We start from the raw sequence: 20,021 nt of genomic DNA on the forward strand, positions 1-20,021 counted from the left end.
TTCTATATTATGCGCGAGAAACGTAAGTTCCTTCTGCAGTGTTGATGATCAATTTTTGTCCAACTTCAATAAAGTCTGGAACGTTAACGACAAGACCAGTTTCAAGAGTAGCTGGTTTACCAGAACCAGTTACAGTAGCACCCTTGATTGATGGTTGAGTTTCAGTTACAACTAATTCAACAGTTGTTGGCACTGTCACACCAATCACTTCGCTTCCATAGAACTGGATTTTTACGTCAGAGTTTTCAAGGATGTATTTCAATTCATCTTCAACATTGACTACTGGGATTTCATATTGGTCATAGGTTTCAGTATTCATGAAGTAAGCAGTGTCATCCATTTGGTACAAGTATTGAGCTGGAACAGTTTCAATAATAGCTTGCTCAAATTTTTCTTCTGGGCGGTAGCTTGTATCAAAAGTTGAACCAGTACGGACATCACGCAACTTCATACGCATGATCGTATTTCCTTTACCTGGTTTATGGTGGCTTGCTTCCAAAACGCGGATTAATTTGCCATCAGCTGTTTCAAAAGTCATACCAGCTTTCAATTTACTTGCTTCAATCATGTGATTTTTACCTCTTTAATAAATAATTTACTCTTTATTGTACCATAAAGCCTAATAATTCTCAAATAACAATCAACTCCAATTAGTTGCAGCTACTAAATTTTCAGACTTGTTCACCATACCATACCGTACACTTACTTCAGTCTACTGGAACGATATTTCCCTCTTCATCTTTCTTGACATGGACATATTTCCCATCCACCTCAATATAAAATGTTTTTTCCTTGCCTTGAGAAGACGAAACTTGTTGTTGGAGTTCTCCACCTAAGGCTTGGCCAAGGTTCATCCCCATCAAAAGATTCATGCCGTTTCCGCCTTCGTTTTTGGCTGCAGCAATCAGAGCCTCATTACGCGCCCTGCGCTCCTCAATTTCAATCGTGTTGTATTTCATAGCCGCTAACTCACTATCAAGCTTGCGAACAGTCGCCATGCTATCTTCATCATAGCTTAGGTCTTCAAGGAGGACATTGGTTACTTCCAAACCATATAAGCTCGTCCAAGTTTGATTGACCTCTTGTTTTGCAAGTTCATTAAAGACTTCTTGATTAGCATTGAGGCTATAGATGTCCACTTGATTGTCAGCAGTATACTTTGCGATGGCAACCGCAATCTTTGGTGGCAGATTTTGGCGCAGGGTCCCTTTTGCTACATCTTGTAAGGTAAATGGTTGATCCACTGTAATCTGACGACTTACAGAACTAATATAAAAGAGAACTGGATCAGAAATTTTTACATCATACAGCCCGTAAAATCTGATGCTAAGCAGTTGTTGATAGCGTTCACTAAAGTATTCAACAGGGTTTTGAGTTCCAAATTTATTGCCTGTGAAAGGCTGGATCTTGAAATAAATAATTTCTTGTTGGGTCACAACTTGTCCACCAAATGAGAAGCGATTCTTAAAGTTTTCCCAAGTTCCTTTGATCCCACCTTTTTCTAGTAACCAAGCATTGTCGCCAGCTTGCCATTCGTGGCTACCAGCTTCCAAAAGTTCTCCCAGAAAAGTTCCATTGTTGACCAATAAAGCCACATAGCCTTGAGGAACAATTACCAGAGAGCCATCCGTTAAAAGACCGGTATTTTGATTGCCGTGTCGAGATTGATCGTCTGGGTCTTTTGTCAACAGAACACCTTTAACTGCCAAGGCTTCTGACGGAACTGACTCAGGCAGAACAACCGCTTCTTTAAACTTGCTATCACGAAAGCTACTGATGCTCCCAGAAAGGGCTGCTTTAATAAATCCCATACTATCTCCTATTTATAAAATTCAATTTCATCGACAACATCATAGGTGTCCAAGAGCCAATCCTGAGCTGTTCGTACCAAGGAAGCCTGACAGTATTCACACTTGGAAACAGAGTCAATCGTCAGAGGAGCCCCACAGTTTGGACAGTGGTCACTAAGAATATCAGTCTTCGTGACTTCTTCAGTTTTAACATCATGCAGACGAATGAAGTTTAGGCGATAGACTGTAAATAAGTCCTTGGTTGGATCACCTTCGATAATTCGCCCTGTTTCATCGTCCCTGATATAATCCCTCATAGTCGATGACAGGATCACTTCCAGTCTATCATGTCCTTGCGGATTTGGATAGAAGTCTTTAATCTTAGAATTTTCCACTCGTACACGTTCCAAGACATTGGTCGTTTTTGCTCGAATATGCTCCTGTAGCTGAGTGCTGTGCTGGTCATAGAGACTCGGGCTTTCTAAGCCACGAACCGAAGCCCAATCTTTCTCGGTCCAGGCAGATTGAAGTCGAAGGTAGATCACCTTCACCTGTGACAAGAAACGCTCTTCATCAAAGTTTGGATCCTGTTGTTTCAGTTGTCTAATCGCTTCGAGATTATTCTGAATCGGCTTGCCGGCTCTTTCCTCAGTCGTTCTTTTTAATTCATTACTTGAAGAACTAGTGTCATCTGTACCTTTTACTAAGTTATATAGTAAACCAATAACACCACCGATGACAACAACGGCAAAACTTCCCGAAGAACCTGAACCAGAGCCTGAGCTATAACTGCTCGAGCCACCAGACCAACTGTCACCTCCAGACCAACTGCTTCCGCCACCCGAATCAATCAAGCTGCTACCACCACTTTCAGAATTCCCCACACCAGCATCAACTGCAGGGGTTAAAAAGAAGAGCAGAACAAGAAAGATGGTCGCAAATACTAAAATACCTTTTTTCATAAGCCTCTTTTTATACTTTAAAATGAATGGGGGAAGAAAAGATTCCTTAATCTAAATTACAATCAATTCTTTTGGCGCAAGGGTTAGGACTTCGCAGCCTGTTTCTGTAATGAGGAGATCATCTTCGATGCGGACGCCGTATTTTCCGTCCAGATAAATACCCGGCTCATCGGTCAGGACCATGCCCGCCTCAATCGGCTCTTCTGACTTGCCAAAGTAAGGAATCTCATGGATATCCAGACCGATACCGTGGCCAATCCCGTGGCTAAAGTAAGGACCGTAGCCAGCATCGTTAATAATCTGCCGCGGAATTCGGTCAAAATCAATTCGGCTAAGCCCAGCCTTAGTAGCTTCTATCAGAGCTTGATTGCTGCGCAGGACAATATCATAAATCTCCCGCTCTTCGTCTGTCACCTGCCCCACATGAATTGTCCGTGTCATATCGCTGACATAGTGATTGTAGTAGCAGCCAAAGTCCATGGTCAGGGTTTCGCCATTTTGAATGACCTTTTCACTAGCCACACCGTGAGGCATAGCAGAGCGGTAGCCTGAAGCGATGATAAAGTCAAAAGAGGCACCTGAAGCACCTAGCTGACGCATCCGGGCATCTAAAAAGTTCATAACCGCTAGCTCTGTCGTCTCACCTGGCTTGATAAAGTCCAGTACATCTAGGAAGGCTTGATCTGAAATTTGGCAGGCCTTGCGGATGGTCGCGATTTCTTGCTCATCTTTAATCATGCGGAGATTCTCAATAAAACCGGTCATTGGCACCAGTTCATACCCTGAGAAAAGACTTTCTAGCATCTTGAAGTAAGCGTAGGAAATCTCGTCATCAAAGCCAATTTTTTCCAGCTTGTCGTCCGCTATAATTTTAGCAATCTCACCAAGTGCATCACGCGTTTCAACAATGTCAAAACCTTGGACAACTCCCTTGGCAATCAGTGTATAACGGGCATCCGTCAGAAAGATACGGCGTGTCTTACTGATGAAAACTGTCGCCTCTGTTCCACTAAAGCCGGTCAGATAGTATATATTTTTTAAATTGGTTACTAAGACAGCATCACATTCTGTCTGAGCCAATGCTGCTTCAAATTTTTCAACTCTTGATAACATGAGAAAACCTCCGTAAAATGATTCAATTTATTATAGCAAAAAAAACCGAAAATAATACAATCTATATAGTTAGGATTAGATAAAATTGACATTTGAAAGCGCTAAATATATAATGTCTGTAAACAAGAAAGAATGAGGTAACGATATGAATAAAACAGAATTACTATTACAAAGACTAGATGATATTGCTCAGTCTCTAAAAGATTCTAGACAAGCACTAGCTATGCTGGCACTTGGTTCTTGCGGAGCAGAAAGAGAACGATTGGATCAGTACTCCGATTTGGATTTCTTTGTTATTGTAAAAGATGGCTACAAGCAGGCCTATATCCAGGACCTAACCTGGTTAAGTAAGCTAGAACCAATTGCATTTCACTACCAAAATACAGTGGACGGACATAAAGTTCTATTTGAAGATGATGTTTTTTGTGAATTTGCTGTCTTTGAAGCTCATGAACTAGCAAACATTCCCTTCGCTGAAGGCAAGATTATCTGGAAGGAAGTCGGTTTTGATGGAACAATCTGCCAGCCACAAAGATTGCCATCAAAAGAAAATAGAGACCGTGAATGGCTGTTGGGAGAAATTTTATGCAATCTATATATAGGACTAGGTCGCTATCAACGAGGCGAAAAATTGGCTGCTTATGATTTCATCCAAAACAGATCCGTCAAGCTTTGGACTGAATTAATCAATTTGGAAAAAATTTCTAAATCTGATTTTATAGATATTTTTAACAGCAACAGACGATTTGAAAAAGGTTATCCAAATGAGGCCAAACAATTACCCTACTTTTTGCAAGGTTACGAACGAATCTCTGAATCTGCTCAGGCACTCCTAGAATATCTTGATAAACACTATTCTCTTAACCCATTTATAAAAGAAAAAATTCGTAATTTATTATAAAAAAGACTCTGCCTAAAAAAGCAGAGTTTTTAAAATCTTATTTTAACTTTCCTTTCAAATAGTGTCCTGTGTAGCTGGCTTCATTGGCCGCTACTTCTTCTGGAGTTCCTGTTGCGATGATGGTTCCACCACCGACACCACCTTCTGGGCCTAAATCAATAATATGGTCAGCTGTCTTAATCACATCTAGATTGTGCTCAATAACTAAGACGGTATTTCCATCATCAACGAAACGATCCAGAACTTTTAGCAGACGAGAAATGTCTTCTGTATGAAGTCCGGTCGTCGGTTCATCCAAGATGTAGAGAGACTTGCCGGTCGATCTCTTGTGGAGCTCACTAGCCAACTTCATCCGCTGGGCTTCACCACCCGATAAAGTAGTCGCTGGCTGTCCTAAAGTAACATACCCCAAGCCCACATCTTTAATTGTTTGTAACTTCCGATTGATCTTTGGAATATGTTTGAAGAAATCAACTGCATCATTGACTGTCATATCTAAGATTTGTGAGATATTCTTTTCCTTGTAGTGTACTTCTAAGGTCTCACTGTTGTAGCGTCTTCCATGACAAACTTCACAAGGAACATAAACATCCGGTAAGAAATGCATTTCGATTTTGATGATACCGTCACCCGAGCAGGCCTCACAACGGCCACCCTTAACGTTAAAACTAAAACGGCCCTTCTTATAGCCACGAATCTTGGCTTCATTGGTTTGAGCAAAAAGATCCCGAATATCATCAAAAACTCCAGTGTAGGTGGCAGGGTTAGAGCGCGGTGTCCGACCAATTGGACTTTGATCAATATCGATTAAACGATCTATATAATCTACTCCAGAGATCGTTTTAAATTTTCCAGGCTTTTCCGAATTACGATTGAGTCTTTGAGCCAAGGTCTTTTTTAGAATAGAGTTGACCAAGGTTGATTTGCCGGATCCCGAAACTCCCGTCACAGCGATAAACTTCCCAAGTGGGAAACGAGCTGTAATGTTTTGCAAATTATTTTCAGCTGCGCCTGTAATTTCGATAAACCGCCCATTTCCTACACGACGTTCCAGTGGTACTGGAATTTCACGCTTGCCTGATAGGTATTGTCCAGTGATAGACTTCTTATTCTTAGCCACTTGCGCAGGAGTGCCAGCCGCTACGATTTCACCACCAAAGACTCCTGCTCCCGGCCCGACATCAATCAGCCAGTCTGCCTCCCGCATGGTGTCCTCATCATGCTCAACCACGATGAGGGTATTTCCTAGGTCACGCATCTTCTTGAGGCTGGCAATCAGGCGGTCATTGTCACGTTGGTGCAAGCCAATAGAGGGCTCATCCAGGATATAGAGGACGCCACTTAGGTTAGAACCAATCTGGGTCGCCAAGCGAATCCGCTGGCTTTCGCCTCCTGATAATGTACCAGCAGAACGAGATAGAGTCAGGTAATTAAGACCAACGTTATTGAGGAAGGTTAGCCGGTCATGAATTTCCTTAATAATAGGCCGAGCAATAGTCGCCTCGTTGTCTGTCAAGCTAAGCTTATCCAATTGATTTAAATGATCTGCAATAGACAGATCTGAAATCTGACCGATATGCAAACCAGCTTCGCCTCCAACCTTGACCGACAAGGCCTGAGGACTAAGACGATAGCCATGACAAGCTACACAGGACAACTCATTCATATAGGTTCGCATCTGAGTTCTAGTATAGTCACTATTGGTCTCATGGTAACGACGATTGATATTGGTAACTACTCCCTCAAAAGGTATGTCAATGTCTCGCACGCCTCCGAATTCATTTTCATAGTGGAAATGGAATTCTCGTCCATCTGATCCAAAGAAAACCAATTGCTTTTCTTCTTCACTCAGCTCTTCAAAAGGCTTGTCCATGTCAATGCCAAAGGAGGTCATCGCCTGTTCTAGCATCTGCGGATAATAGTTGGAAGAGATCGGATTCCAGGGTGCCAGTGCACCTTCTCGTAAAGTCATACTAGAATCTGGCACCACAAGATCTAGGTCTACTTCTAGTTTTACTCCCAAGCCATCACAGTCCGGACAAGAGCCAAAGGGCGCATTGAAAGAGAAAAGACGTGGCTCAAGTTCTGGCACTGTAAAGCCACACATCGGACAAGCATAATGTTCAGAGAAGAGTAGTTCTTTCCCATCCATGGTATCGATAACTACATAGCCCTCTGCAATCCGTAAAGCAGCTTCGACCGAATCAAAAAGACGACTTCTCACTCCCTCTTTGATGACAATTCTGTCTACCACAACCTCAATGTCATGTTGCTTGCTCTTAGAAAGCTCTGGCACTTCCGTCACATCGTAAATATCGCCATCCACGCGCACACGGACATAACCGTCTTTCTGAATCTTATCAAAAACAGTCTTATGCTGGCCCTTTTTCTTGCGGATAACTGGCGCCAAAATCTGCAAGCGCTGACGCTCTGGCAATTCCAAGACCTTGTCAACAATCTGCTCAACAGAGGAAGCCGTAATAGCTCCATGGCCGTTGACACAGTATGGCGTTCCAACACGGGCATAGAGCAAGCGCAAGTAGTCATTGATCTCAGTGACAGTCCCTACAGTTGAACGGGGATTTTTACTAGTCGTCTTTTGATCGATGGAAATAGCCGGGCTAAGACCATCAATTGAGTCCACATCCGGCTTTTCCATATTACCTAAGAACTGCCGAGCATAGGCTGACAAACTCTCAACATAGCGACGTTGCCCCTCAGCATAGAGAGTGTCGAAAGCCAGACTAGACTTACCTGAACCGGATAATCCTGTCACCACAACCAGCTTGTCTCTAGGAATTTCTACATCAATATTTTTTAGATTATGAGCTCGCGCTCCATGGATCACAATTTTATCTTGCATCTTAACCTCACTTCACTTTAAACATTCTCTATTATATCAAAATTTTCTCTATTCTTTTGCCCCAAAAATCGTGAATTTATAGTATAATAGTACGGTGTTTAAAAAACAATCTGGAAAGGGAAAAGAGCATGAAACAAGTCTTTTTATCTACTACGACCGAATTCAAAGAGATCGACTCCCTCGAATCGGGTACTTGGATCAATCTTGTCAATCCTTCCCAGAGCGAATCAGTTGAAATTGCCAATGCTTTCGGCATTGATATCACCGACTTACGGGCGCCACTCGATGCGGAAGAAATGTCCCGGGTAACCATCGAAGATGACTATACTTTGATTATCGTGGACGTCCCCATCACTGAAGAAAGAAACAACAAGACCTACTATATCACTATTCCGCTTGGTATCATTCTGACAGAGGATGCTATTATCACCACCTGTTTGGAAAAACTCCCCTTGTTGGATATCTTCATCCATCGTCGCCTGCGCAACTTTTACACCTTTATGAAGTCACGCTTTATCTTTCAGATTCTCTATCGTAATGCCGAGCTATATCTGACAGCCCTACGTTCTATTGACCGTAAGAGCGAGCAGATTGAAAGCCAGCTACACCAGTCTACGCGAAACGAAGAGTTGATTGAACTCATGGAGTTGGAAAAAACCATTGTCTACTTCAAGGCCTCTCTCAAAACCAATGAGCGCGTGATTAAAAAACTGACCAGCGCCACTAGTAATATCAAAAAATACCTAGAGGATGAAGACTTGCTAGAAGACACCTTGATTGAGACCCAGCAGGCCATCGAGATGGCAGATATTTACGGAAATATCCTGCGTGGGATGACAGATACCTTTGCGTCCATTATTTCCAATAACCAGAACAACATTATGAAAACTCTGGCCTTGGTAACGGTCGTTATGTCCATTCCAACTATGATTTTCTCTGCCTATGGTATGAACTTTAAAAACAACGACATCCCTCTCAATGGCGAACCGCATGCCTTTTGGATTATCATGTTTATCGCCTTTGCCATCAGCGGTTCTCTCACCGTTTACCTCATGCACAAAAAACTATTTTAATTGATAGAAGGAAAGCCTATGTCACAAGTATCTATAGACAAACTTAGCAAGAAGAACCAAGAATTTATTCGCATTGCGACTCACCAGTTGATTGAAGCTGGGAAAACCGATGAGGAAATCAAAGTCCTCCTAGAGGAAATTATTCCTACCATCCTTGAAAACCAATCCAAAGGAATCACTGCCCGTGGTCTCTACGGATCCCCAACTGCCTGGGTTCAGCAATTAACCGCTGCAGAGAAAAAAGCAGCTGAAAATCCTGCACAAAATGACGATCCGCGCCTCATGATTTTGGATTCTGCTCTTTTGATTTTCGGGCTTTTATCTATTTTCCAAGGAGCAGTTAACTATTTTGCAAAAACACCGAATCCTTACGGATTTACTACCCTAGTTCTGGGCAGTCTAACAGGAGGTTTGGTTTTCTATTCACTCTACCATTTCATTTATCGCTACTATGAACCGGACCAAGAATACGGTACTAAACCACCTTTTTGGAAATCTGCCATTGTTATGAGTGGTGCTGTCCTACTTTGGTTGGTAGCCTTCACTCTTAGTGCTTTCCTACCAAGCTTCCTTAATCCGCAATTGCCAAACCTCCTTGTCATAATGATTGGTGGTCTTGCCCTAGTAGGACGCTGGTACCTCAAGAAAAAATTCAACATTAAAAGCGCCACAGCTAACCCGAGACGCTACTAATTTTTTGATTCCTAAGCAAACCAGCTTAGGAATTTTTTTATTTTCTTTTTTTCGAAAAATAAAGTACTAGGTCATCACTATTTTCACAAGGAGCATATGGGGCAAGGGCTTCATTGTTAAACCAAAGTCCAGAACCATCTGGAATATATCCTCTTTTAATATATAAGCGCTGTGCCGGCCCATATCCCTTATGTAATCCCACTCCCAAGGTAACCACATCTGAATATTTCAGGGCTTCTTGCTCTGCTTTTTCGATTAGAGCCGTGCCAATCCCCTGCCTTTGAAAGCTTTCAAAAACATTAAAATCAGTTAACTCCGGATAAAGGCCTGCAAAAGGTCCGTGATTTGCTGATGGAATGACTGTTATATAACCTGCCAAAAATCTGCCAACAAGAGCCACCAAAACTTGGCGTTCTCCCTCCTCTTGCTCAAGAAAATATTTGTGCAGAATATCTTTTCGCTCAGGCCATCCCTGCTCAACAAAAGCATTTGATAATCCTTCAATATCCTCAAAAAGCATCTTTCTGACGATTCGCTCTTCACCCATATCATACTCCTTATAACAGATTCTCATCTCATTTTAACACTTTAAAGAATAATAAAAAACCCCTGCAAAAGCAGGGATTTACTTGGTCTCCTTTTACGAAAGCCGTCCTTGATCGCTATGAATACATTCTTTAAGTGTTATCAAGTGTATAAGCTTCTCTCAACCATGTCCGATCAACTTTGCCAGAAAAGAAGCAAGTTAGTTTTTACCTTTTTGGTAGAGGTTTAGAAAATCTTGATAAGATTTTAAGAGATGATCTTTCTTATCGGATGAGTACGAACCATCTAGTTTGATATTAGTATAAAGATCGATTTCCCCTTCAGCAGCTAGAAGCTTTAGACTTTTTTCATAAGAATCATCGCCAGTTATCAATAAGCTCCATCCGGCACTAAATTTCTTTTCTATACCAGGTAATTCTTTACTTAATTTCAAACTCTTGATATTTAAATCCTCTCCTCCCTTGATGAGAGTAATATTCTGTGTTTTATTGGCCAAGACTAGTCCATAACGATTCAATTTATCATCCAGGTCAGTAGCTGAATAGATTGGTTGCTTCGAATGGGCTGTTAGAGGTTCGAAATAGCGATCCAGAGAAAAAGTCTGACCATTTTCAATATTCGTATAAAGAGTCTGGGTAAAGGAGCCACTACTTGAACTAGAATAGTAGCTTGCATTTGATCCACCTGGTAGATATACCTCAAAAGCAAAATAGAGTTGACTGTCTTGAGGATCTTGGTACAGTTGGTGACTCACTTTTCCTGGAATAGCTTGAGGATGTAGCTTTTGAGCCAACTGGAGTAGGTCATAATCTTTGTAAGTCCCTTCAGCTTGGTTTAGAAGTCTAATTTTTAGGTGGTTATTCTTGTTCTTATCTCTACTAAATTGCTGGTAACTATCGTAGTAAAAAGTTTTGTTGGGGTAATTCATCTCTTGTTGCAAGATATACTTGTCAGACAAGATGGCCAAATTAGGATTCTCGACCATATAGAGATTATCACCAAGCTTTTCTATCTTAAAAGTCGCATCCTTATCTGGCCTATTTTTACCAACCTCTTGCTGCTCAGTCTGACTTTGCTGAGAGTGTATAGTGTTTTTTTGTTTTTCAGCAACATAAGAAGCCAAAAATAAACCAATTGCAAATGCTAAAGTATAGCCACCAATATTCAAAAAGATTTTATTTTGAAATAGTTTTTTTATCTTTATAAGGATCTGACTCACTTATCTTTCCTCCGGAACTTTTACTCGACGAAGCTGACCATCTATAAGGACATAGATAATTCGTCCCGATTTTATCATTTTATCAGGGGTTAAATCATGAAAATTATTTATCTTAAACTGCAGAGGAACTAAAGCCTGGTTGCCGTTTTGAACCATTACAGAAATTGATCCTGCCACAAGATTGTCATTAGTTTCGGCTTGACTAACCGTCATCTGTCCTACCTCAAGACTAAATATGGAGAAAATTCTATACAGAGGTCCTTGCTCCACAATCTCCTTAACGGTATTCATATACGTTTCAGACAAAGGGCTACTAGGGTTATATTGAAGCCAATTAATATATTGCGGGCCGGCTGGGTTAGACCGCTTAGATTCATCAATAAGAGTGCTGACGTCTTTTACAGTTTTTATTCCATAGCGTCTGGTTTTATCGAAACTAACTTGATTTAGCATCGTATTGGTAGAGCTAAGATCAGTCAAACTTCCTAAGGCACTTATGTGGTCATATAGATCGAAATGCTGCGTGTAAACCGGACCTTTTTTGAAGTCAACAGTAACTACTTCTTCACTATCGATATCAAGTCCAATCGGGACAATCCCTTCTGCCCAATTGATTTTCCCTTCCTCCTGCACCTTCTTTATAAACAAGTCATAAGGAAGTGGGGTTTCAGGACTTTTCTTCTGTTTTACGATTTGTTCTGCTTCATACTCTTGTTTCTTTTGAGCAGACCAAAAAGGAGCTTCTCCTGGATAATTAAAGAGGCTAGCAAAATCAGAGGCTTGTTGAGTGGAATCCTGGGTGTATTTAAACAATGGATAGATAGCGAAACTACCTTTCTTAGCCATTTCGAGGGCATGAGGATATTCTTGGTAGAGATTGATTAGGTCTCCACCCTGATATGGTCTCATCATGATAATTTTTTCTTGATTTTGCTTTTCTTGGTTATCATAGGGATTTGTATCTTTTTTAGCATCAAGAATAAAGCTTAGGCTCTTTAAACGGTCAGCAAAAACAGGATTACTTTGAGCAATTTTAAATTCACTATTATCGCTAGCAGTTAAGACTTCTTCTTGTGCAGCTCCTATGTAGTGAGCAATCCGACTCTTTGCCGTCTTTAAGTCAATAATCAGAGATGCTTTTTTAGAGTCGCCATCAATCTCTTCCAGCTCTATTTCTATATATGGAGCATCTGGAGACGAGTCAAGCACGTCTAATTTCGCAGTACTCTTAATGTTATATTTTTTCTTTTCTTTAAGAAGGAGGGCTCGTACATCGACCTTCTTTAATGACTGAATCCCTTCGTCCTCTTTGTAAATATCAATCTGATAAAAATATTCCGTGTTTTTTTTATCATAAAAAGCCTTCCCCTCGTCAGGATACGGATCCTCGGGGAGTTTGTAATTCTGAGCAACTAAATAGCCATCTTTCTCCTGGACCTTCCCAAATTTATCGATAGCCAGGGCAATATTTCCGATTTTCTGAAAGTCATTTACCTGACTAACACCTATTCGATATCGATCTTCTGACTCGGTCCGACTATGATTCTTGCTAACCACTTCCCTTTTTGCAGGTTCAGGACTAATCGTCGGATAATAGATCAGATAGGTTACTAGAGCGAGAAAAAAGAAACTAGATATTTTAATGATTTTTTTGAAACGTGTTTGATCCATATTCGCTTCCCTAATAAAAATATAATAATACCATTCTATCATACTTTTCTGCCACTTTTAGCAGAAATCTTACCCAAAAATGATATAATAGTGCATAATCTATCTTAAAGGAGTGTAGGATGAAGAAGCTAGAGAATTTCTCTTGGCAAATGTGGCAAATTTATGCTTTAGCAGCGCTGGTCGTTTTTATTGTTGGTGGTGCTTGTTCTTTCTTTTTTGTAAAAGAAGCTACTTATGTAGTTAAAGAACGAAATTATGTTTATAAAGGGAAGAATTTGCGTTTAACGAATTATGTAACAATTGGAGAGAATGAGCCTGAATTTCCTATGATAGCCCTCTCTTTTAAGGAAGACGATAATGAACGGGGCTCATCTATTTTTGCCGTAGGTCGGAAATATCTAGCAGTTCAAGATTCCAAGCAATATGATGGCACACTGAAAAAGAAGGATAAGGAAGAATACTTCCGAATTCGTTATTACCAACTAGGACAAGAAAAAGGAGAAGGTCAAACGATTGATGCCTTAAAGATTGTTCAAGATATGGGATATGTATCTATAAATGGCGAATTAGATAATCAGATGTATTCTGATGGAAAAAATGACTATGTAAAAATCCAGATAGACTACAATAACGAAATTTATATCAATCTGACTAATAAAAAGGCAACAAAAAAACGCCCCAAAGAGACGATCCAATTCGGCTATGGAGGAATCTATCGTGCACTCTCAGATCCATCATTTATTACTGAGGCATATAGTGATGACGAGAGTAATATACATAGTTACGGACCTTGGTTTGAGTACAAAAAAGACGATAAAGACTCAATTTCAACTGGCAATTCTTCCGACAAGAATCATAGTAGCAGTAATGTTAAAACTGAGGATAACGTAACACTTGCAACACTTAAGAAGTATGGTTATTTATTAGTTTTAAAAGAAAATATGACCTTAGATGATAGTGAAACTCTGACAAAGATTTTATATCCTGATGCCTCCTATTTTCACTGGACCATTAGGAGCAGATATACAAAAACTGGCCGGGAAGAGTATGTAGAAACAGATCAAGAGTTCAAGCAAGTAATTAAGGAGGATGCTATTGAAAAAGATATTGAAGATTAATTCTGACAAGTGGAAAAGTATGCTTGTCCTCGTGTGCTTTCTAGCACTCTTGTTCCTGTTTTTCTATAAGAATCTAGAGGCCAATCTCAAGGGTTTTTATGCTAATCGGAATTTCCCTGGAGAGATTAAGATTACAGGCTTTTCCTGGGCTGAAAAAAGAACGGGCATTGATGTTAATTTTACTTATACTGAAAAAATTAACGGCAAGAATATTTCTCTGCCCTTGAAAAAATCCGTACGCTTTAAACAATTAGTCATGCCTTATTATGACAAAATAGATTTATCTGATAGATACAACCCTATATCTGAGTTAGGGACGACTTATGATGAATCTATCAGAGTTTATTTACCAATGATTGAAAAAATGCTGGAAATCAATCCCGAACGGACCAAGTTAGAAGAGTCTTTAACAAGAAAATTAAATCAAACTCCAGATCTAAGTGGAGCATCAGCTAAGTTAAGAAGCACCCTATCTGATCAAGCTAATTTTGTTAGAGGTGAAACTTGGTATAGCGATCGCATTGAAGATGCTACTAAAAATAAACATTCTATCCTTGAGGAATTGTACGATTTTTCATTAAATCATGCCTTGTCACAAGGAGCTGTCTATGTCCAAATTATCTTGCCCAAAGGAGTCGACAGAGAAGATATCCACCTAAGAGACCAAATCCAACAGTTGTTAGAACAATTAAGCCTGCCAGATGGAGCCTACGTCCTAGGGACGATTGATGAAGCAGAAGGTGATTTTGTCGTCGTTGAGCAAGGAAAAATTAGAGAAAGGAGATAGGGATGTCAGAGAATAAAGAAAAGGTTAAAGTAAGTTTCCCTTGGCAAATCGGATTATTAGTTGCACTTTACTTAGTTATTGCTAGTATGCCTTTTTTACACGATAAAACATCACAAATTTATCTATTCCAAAATAATAATCCTATTTTTGGTGGAAAAGAATTTGCAGATCTGAACAATTCCTATTTTAAGAATTCCTTTATTTTTCTATCTGTTCTTCCTGCCCTAGCCGTTTTATTGAAATTCATTTTAAAAAACAAAGACTATCCTTTTCTAGCAAGTTTACAATCTTTTCTATTTTTTATAGCTAGTTTTGTCTTAATGGTTTACACAATGTTCTCCATCACCATCCAAAGAGACATTTATAAGCTTGATTGGGGATATTACTTCTGCCAAATAATTTTTCTAATTTTTATCTTTAATGATCTAAGCTTTCTAAGAGCATGGGTAAAAAAGATACCATCACCTTAATTGCAAAGAATAAATTTAAAAGAACCACTTATGAACCGTATAGAAAGCTATATTCAGTTCATAAGGGGTTCTTTTTTGATGGCCACACCTAGTCTGCTTGTCCAAGAAATATAGCAACTTTACTTACTACTGCACTTTTTCTACTCTATTCAATACTGAATCAGAAAAAATCTCCTGCTTTATATCTCTGTTGGCCAATATTTTGATATAAACGAATTTACGCTAATAAAAAAGGCAGGTCCAAACAATTTTCTTGCTTGAAATCTTCCACACTATTCACACCTTGCTTCTCTTAGAAATTGTTCACTGACCTCTTTTTTATTTGCTTCGGAAATATTTCCAATAAAGAGAGTAGGGAATGGGCAAACTGAGAATCAACCAAAAGCGGTTGACAACAATGTCCGCCTTTCCTGCACTGTTAAAATGAATGGGAACCCGCTCTGGCATCAGGCAGATAATCAGAAATAAGATTACTGCCAAGAGAAACAAAACGAATAAATCTTTCTTTTTCATTAGCCATGGACCTCCTTAAAATATCCTTGCTTTATTAAATGCCTATAAAGGACGACTGCCAAAAGCAAAAGTCCAAGAGCTGAGATTCGCAACGAAATCTCCAAGTCCATACCAAATAGTAAGGATAAGCAAAGAGGGAACACAAGAACCAAGATGCCAATTCCTCCAGACAAGATAGTTGAAAAACTTTGCTTAATAACAATCATTTCATTGTCCCAGATGAACTTAGGAAAATGAAAATTGACCACAAGTCCCTGAAGAGCTGTAAATAGAGAATAAGCCAGTGAAATAAGGACCAAGTCCACTACTTGCAAGACTCCTAGCGAGAAACGCCAGGCCAGAACAGGCAAGCCCAGCAGCAAGGCCACGAAATGTAAAGACACCGTCAAGGCCAGCTTTGCCATCATTATCTGCCTCATAGAAACCGGGAGCGTCTGAAGCAGCCAAATCTCTTCACCCTCTAAGGAAATACTGACAGCTGCAGGATTGGAAATACTGAGACAGCCAGCCAGTAATAGGGGTAAAAATTCTCGGCTATCGCTGAGTCCTATCGAAGAAAAGAGGACATCAGAACTCATAAAACAAAGCAAGATGGCTAAAACGATGATTAAAATGGTTCCTAGTCCACTATTGAGCATATAAAGATAGGAACTCACAAAATTCGCAACTTCTCTCCTATAAAGAGCCATAAAGGGAGACTTCTGCCAGCTTCTATAGACTTTGCTTTCTGACTTCACCCCTGTTATCATCTGATTCATTTTTAAATAATTTCTACTTAAATACCTTAGAAAGAGTCCTGTCAGCACAAAAGATGCAAACATCAACAGAAGGCTAGCCCACAAAAAATGCTGAAGGTTAAAAAACAAGCTTGCCGGAGGATAGAGAGAGGTCAGCTGCTTGGTAAGCACGAGACCAACATTTTCCCCTGACAGTCCAGCTCTCATAGCCCACATACTGCCTGTTGCCATCCCCAAAAGCAAGAGGAGAGAAAAAAGGAAGGCAACTAGATTTTTATGAGGGGCCTTTGAGGCTATGTAGGCCACGCACAAGCCAAGTAAAGATGCTAAACAGAGAGGTAAAAGAGGAACAAATCCCATTAAAAGCAGATAAAAAAGCAACTCCAACAAGGACGCACCATACCTAAACCAAACGAGGCCTGCTGGCAGCATGAGAAGAATGGCAAACACACTGTTCAAAAGATAAAGAAAAGCATATTTCTCATAGACGATTTCCCTAATACTGAGCGGTAATACGATGAGCCTATCAAGTTCCTCTTGGTCAAACAAGATGCCATTTGACTGCATCAGACTGAAAAAGAAAATAATAAAACTAACCAAGGCAATCATATAGGCTGGAATCAAATTTGCCTGCCCCAACTTGACCAAACTCAAAGCCGTCAAAAGATTATAGCCTGAAAATAGCAAAACAAGCAAGAAGAGCAGACCAAGCTTAAAATACCTGCCCAATCCTCGTCCTTTCCTTAAATCATTAAGCGAAAATGTGCTGTATAATTGTACTTTTAAAAGCAAAAGAATATTAGTCATCTTCCTGTAACTCCATAAATACTTGTTCCAAACTAGATGTCCCCTTAACTTCAGAGGTCCTTCCATTAGCCACCAAACGTCCCTTTTGCAGAATTGCAATCTTATTGCAGAGTTCTTCCGCAACCTCTAAAACGTGAGTGGAAAAGAAAATCGCATGCCCTTGACTGGCTAGCTCTCTCATGATTTGCTTAAAATAATATGCGCCTTTCGGATCTAAACCGACAAAAGGTTCATCTAAAATCAACAATTCTGGCTCATGCAAGAGGGCCGCTATTAGTGCCAATCGTTGCTTCATTCCATGTGAATAAGCTGATATCAATTGATCCAAAGACGTATCCAGCTCAAACATTTTAGAATACTTTTCTATAGCTGCTTGCCTCTTTTCCATAGAAACCCTATAAATGTCTGCTACAAAATCCAAAAACTGCCTTGCTGTCAGATTTTTATAAAGGTCTGGGTTATCCGGCAGAAACGCCATCTTTTTCTTACAAAGCAAGGGCTCCTTCCTGATAGAGTGCCCGCAGATATAAATCTCTCCTTTATCAAAATCATGAATCCCCACAATGGACTTAATGGTGGATGTCTTACCTGCTCCATTAGCGCCGATGAAGCCATAAATATCTCCAGGCTCCACCATCAGACTAAGATCATCCACAGCCTTTTTACCATTGCTATATACTTTTGTTAAATGTTCTATTTTTAACATGAATTTCTCCTTTTATTTAAACTGACATTTTGTCAGTTTTGGCGTAAAATTTTTTATAATTTAGATTAAGAGATTGAAGGTTCGAACTGACATTTTGTCAGTTGTGTTTCTAAATAAAAGGCAGAAAACTGCCGATTATTCTAAAAAATAGATTCTTCTATTCCTAAGCTTCTTTCTAGGATTGCCTGGAAGCTGGTGAGATAATCCTGCAAAGTCTCTGGTTCTTCCTGACTCATCTTGATATCATTGGACACAAAGACGTAGGCAGTCATGAGAAAAGAAGCCGTCTCATGCGGATATTTCAAATGAAAATCTCCAGATTTCTGTCCTTCCTCCAAGATATGAGTGAAGAAAACAATCATCCGCTCACAGAGTCTATGATAAAAGCGATCTAAAACATAGCGATTGGTCTCCAAATTGACGGTTTCCTGCAAAACTTGATTTTCCTGTGTTCTGCTTTCCTCTGGGATAAGGGTCGCCTCAATAAAGGCTCTGATTTTTTCCTTGGCCCCAACATTTGGCTGATAGCTAATCTTTTCTAGCTTTCTCAGCAAGGGCTCAGAGTTCTTTTCAATCAGACAATAGAGAATGTCTTCCTTATCCTTAAAATGATAGTAAAGCAGGCCTCGTGAGATTCCAAGCTTATCAATAATATCTTGAGTTCTAGTCTTTAGATAGCCTTTTTGGGCAAAGAGCTGTAAGGCTGCAGACATAATCTCTGCTCTCCGTACCTCTACTTCCTTGACATCACGCATGATTTCTGCCTCCTTGTGGTCAGTATAGCACCTAACTGACATTTTGTCAATGATGAAACAAAAAAACAGCAGGTCAGAGCCTGCTGTTAATCAAATTAGTCTTCATTTACGAAAGGCATCAAAGCCATTACGCGAGCACGTTTGATGGCTGTTGTTACTTTACGTTGGTTTTTAGCTGAAGTTCCTGTTACACGACGAGGAAGGATTTTCCCACGTTCTGAAACGAAACGGCTAAGAAGCTCAGTATCTTTGTAATCAACATATTCAATTTTGTTCGCTGCGATATAATCAACTTTTTTACGGCGTTTGAATCCGCCACGACGTTGTTGAGCCATGTGTTTTCTCCTTTATATTATAGTTCTAGTTTGTCCAATTAAAATGGCAGATCATCATCTGAGATATCCATTGGATTTGAATTACCAAATGGATTCTCATCACGAGAAAAATTCGGTACTTGGTGAGACGAGTCAGCGCCTCCGAAGCTTGGTGCTGCATTACCGCCAAAGTTATTTGGAGTATAACCTCCAGACTGGCCTTCACGGCTTGTACGACTTTCCAATAGTTGGAAGTTATCTGCAACGACCTCAGTGACGTAGACACGTTGACCTTGCTGATTTTCATAATTACGAGTCTGAATACGACCTGTAATTCCAACTAGAGCACCTTTTTTAGCCCAGTTTGCAAGATTTTCTGCCTGCTGACGCCAAATGACAACATTGATAAAGTCTGCTTCTCTTTCACCATTATGGTTTTTAAAGTTTCGATTAACAGCCAATGTAAATGTTGCAACCGCTTGGTTTTGTGGTGTATAGCGTAGTTCAGCATCGCGGGTCATGCGACCTACAAGTACAACGTTATTTATCATGAATCTACCTTCTTAATTAAGCGTCAAGTTTGACGATCATGTGACGAAGAATGTCAGCGTTGATTTTTGAAAGACGGTCAAACTCTTTAAGAGCTGCATCGTCGTTTGCTTCAACGTTAACGATGTGGTAAAGTCCTTCACGGAAATCTTGGATTTCGTATGCAAGACGACGTTTTTCCCAATCTTTTGATTCAACAACAGTTGCACCGTTGTCAGTCAAGATAGAGTCAAAGCGTGCTACCAAAGCGTTTTTAGCTTCTTCTTCAATGTTTGGACGAATAATATAAAGAATTTCGTATTTAGCCATTGATTTTTCCTCCTTTTGGTCTAATGACCCCAAGACTTTGCAAGGGGTAAGTGAGGTTTTCTCACGAATAACTATTATACTAGATTCTCTATGAAATAGCAAGGAAATTCTTTAAAACTTCGTGA

21 protein-coding genes are annotated in these 20,021 nt (G+C 40.0%); 6 read left to right on the forward strand and 15 right to left on the reverse strand.

The window, feature by feature from the left end; translation table 11 throughout:
* Positions 1-7: 7 nt before the first annotated feature.
* The 4 genes from efp to PCY09_RS07840 all read right to left on the reverse strand — a co-directional run bounded on the left by efp (position 8) and on the right by PCY09_RS07840 (position 3,865).
* A complete protein-coding gene (efp, locus tag PCY09_RS07825) occupies positions 8-568 on the reverse strand; it encodes an elongation factor P (RefSeq protein ID WP_009754238.1) in 561 nt (186 codons plus the stop codon).
* Between the two features lie 139 nt (positions 569-707).
* Entirely contained in the window at positions 708-1,811 is a 1,104-nt protein-coding gene (locus tag PCY09_RS07830) for an SPFH domain-containing protein (RefSeq protein ID WP_125397203.1), read from the reverse strand.
* 8 nt (positions 1,812-1,819) lie between these two features.
* Positions 1,820-2,752 (reverse strand): Tim44-like domain-containing protein, encoded by a 933-nt coding sequence (locus PCY09_RS07835; RefSeq protein ID WP_125397204.1) that lies wholly within the window; start codon positions 2,750-2,752, stop codon positions 1,820-1,822.
* A gap of 51 nt (positions 2,753-2,803) precedes the next feature.
* Complete coding sequence (locus tag PCY09_RS07840) at positions 2,804-3,865, reverse strand: Xaa-Pro peptidase family protein (protein WP_061601771.1); 1,062 nt, start codon at positions 3,863-3,865, stop codon at positions 2,804-2,806.
* A 145-nt stretch (positions 3,866-4,010) separates the two neighbouring features.
* On the opposite strand from PCY09_RS07840, the gene PCY09_RS07845 reads away from it, so the two are divergent.
* The gene (locus tag PCY09_RS07845) at positions 4,011-4,766 is read left to right on the forward strand and encodes a hypothetical protein (protein ID WP_008809850.1); all 756 of its coding nucleotides are present in this window, start codon (positions 4,011-4,013) and stop codon (positions 4,764-4,766) included.
* Between the two features lie 37 nt (positions 4,767-4,803).
* On the opposite strand, the gene uvrA is transcribed toward PCY09_RS07845, so the two are convergent.
* Positions 4,804-7,629 carry an excinuclease ABC subunit UvrA gene (gene uvrA / locus PCY09_RS07850; RefSeq protein ID WP_125397205.1) on the reverse strand — a complete coding sequence of 942 codons (2,826 nt, stop codon included), beginning with the start codon at positions 7,627-7,629 and terminating at the stop codon, positions 4,804-4,806.
* A 128-nt stretch (positions 7,630-7,757) separates the two neighbouring features.
* Here uvrA and PCY09_RS07855 point away from each other — a divergent pair, with 128 nt between their 5' ends.
* Together PCY09_RS07855 and PCY09_RS07860 are read left to right on the forward strand one after the other, a co-directional pair.
* Entirely contained in the window at positions 7,758-8,702 is a 945-nt protein-coding gene (locus PCY09_RS07855) for a magnesium transporter CorA family protein (RefSeq protein ID WP_045773444.1), read from the forward strand.
* An 18-nt stretch (positions 8,703-8,720) separates the two neighbouring features.
* Positions 8,721-9,395, forward strand: coding sequence for a DUF1129 domain-containing protein (locus PCY09_RS07860; protein WP_020992710.1), 675 nt, complete (start codon positions 8,721-8,723; stop codon positions 9,393-9,395).
* A gap of 37 nt (positions 9,396-9,432) precedes the next feature.
* On the opposite strand, the gene PCY09_RS07865 is transcribed toward PCY09_RS07860, so the two are convergent.
* From PCY09_RS07865 to PCY09_RS07875, 3 genes are all read right to left on the reverse strand, one after another.
* On the reverse strand, positions 9,433-9,942 hold the full coding sequence (locus tag PCY09_RS07865) for a GNAT family N-acetyltransferase (RefSeq protein ID WP_008809854.1): 510 nt from the start codon (positions 9,940-9,942) through the stop codon (positions 9,433-9,435).
* 198 nt (positions 9,943-10,140) lie between these two features.
* Positions 10,141-11,160 carry a hypothetical protein gene (locus PCY09_RS07870; RefSeq protein WP_125397206.1) on the reverse strand — a complete coding sequence of 340 codons (1,020 nt, stop codon included), beginning with the start codon at positions 11,158-11,160 and terminating at the stop codon, positions 10,141-10,143.
* Entirely contained in the window at positions 11,161-12,831 is a 1,671-nt protein-coding gene (locus PCY09_RS07875; protein ID WP_227250317.1) for a hypothetical protein, read from the reverse strand. It abuts the gene before it with no gap.
* Between the two features lie 119 nt (positions 12,832-12,950).
* Here PCY09_RS07875 and PCY09_RS07880 point away from each other — a divergent pair, with 119 nt between their 5' ends.
* The 3 genes from PCY09_RS07880 to PCY09_RS07890 are packed head-to-tail and all read left to right on the forward strand — an operon-like array spanning position 12,951 to position 15,206.
* A complete protein-coding gene (locus tag PCY09_RS07880) occupies positions 12,951-13,949 on the forward strand; it encodes a hypothetical protein (RefSeq protein WP_008809857.1) in 999 nt (332 codons plus the stop codon).
* Positions 13,921-14,736 carry a hypothetical protein gene (locus PCY09_RS07885; protein ID WP_008809858.1) on the forward strand — a complete coding sequence of 272 codons (816 nt, stop codon included), beginning with the start codon at positions 13,921-13,923 and terminating at the stop codon, positions 14,734-14,736. Before PCY09_RS07880 ends, PCY09_RS07885 begins: the two co-directional genes overlap by 29 nt.
* Before the next feature lie 2 nt (positions 14,737-14,738).
* The gene (locus tag PCY09_RS07890; RefSeq protein ID WP_125397208.1) at positions 14,739-15,206 is read left to right on the forward strand and encodes a hypothetical protein; all 468 of its coding nucleotides are present in this window, start codon (positions 14,739-14,741) and stop codon (positions 15,204-15,206) included.
* 318 nt (positions 15,207-15,524) lie between these two features.
* Here PCY09_RS07890 and PCY09_RS07895 read toward each other — a convergent pair whose 3' ends face one another.
* From PCY09_RS07895 to rpsF, 7 genes are all read right to left on the reverse strand, one after another.
* Entirely contained in the window at positions 15,525-15,719 is a 195-nt protein-coding gene (locus PCY09_RS07895) for a DUF1648 domain-containing protein (protein WP_048777241.1), read from the reverse strand.
* The gene (locus PCY09_RS07900; protein ID WP_125397209.1) at positions 15,719-17,329 is read right to left on the reverse strand and encodes an ABC transporter permease; all 1,611 of its coding nucleotides are present in this window, start codon (positions 17,327-17,329) and stop codon (positions 15,719-15,721) included. Before PCY09_RS07900 ends, PCY09_RS07895 begins: the two co-directional genes overlap by 1 nt.
* The gene (locus PCY09_RS07905; RefSeq protein ID WP_048777243.1) at positions 17,256-17,969 is read right to left on the reverse strand and encodes an ABC transporter ATP-binding protein; all 714 of its coding nucleotides are present in this window, start codon (positions 17,967-17,969) and stop codon (positions 17,256-17,258) included. Before PCY09_RS07905 ends, PCY09_RS07900 begins: the two co-directional genes overlap by 74 nt.
* A 140-nt stretch (positions 17,970-18,109) precedes the next feature.
* On the reverse strand, positions 18,110-18,766 hold the full coding sequence (locus PCY09_RS07910; RefSeq protein WP_080927983.1) for a TetR/AcrR family transcriptional regulator: 657 nt from the start codon (positions 18,764-18,766) through the stop codon (positions 18,110-18,112).
* Between the two features lie 53 nt (positions 18,767-18,819).
* A complete protein-coding gene (rpsR, locus tag PCY09_RS07915) occupies positions 18,820-19,059 on the reverse strand; it encodes a 30S ribosomal protein S18 (RefSeq protein WP_000068664.1) in 240 nt (79 codons plus the stop codon).
* Between the two features lie 38 nt (positions 19,060-19,097).
* Positions 19,098-19,589, reverse strand: a complete 492-nt coding sequence (locus PCY09_RS07920; RefSeq protein ID WP_012130902.1) for a single-stranded DNA-binding protein — start codon at positions 19,587-19,589, stop codon at positions 19,098-19,100.
* Positions 19,590-19,605: 16 nt separating this feature from the next.
* On the reverse strand, positions 19,606-19,896 hold the full coding sequence (gene rpsF / locus PCY09_RS07925) for a 30S ribosomal protein S6 (protein WP_002896497.1): 291 nt from the start codon (positions 19,894-19,896) through the stop codon (positions 19,606-19,608).
* Between the last annotated feature and the right edge of the window lie 125 nt (positions 19,897-20,021).

The sequence above is a fragment of the Streptococcus sp. SG2 genome (genome assembly GCF_030439925.1).
Classification (GTDB): Bacteria; Bacillota; Bacilli; order Lactobacillales; family Streptococcaceae; genus Streptococcus; species Streptococcus gordonii.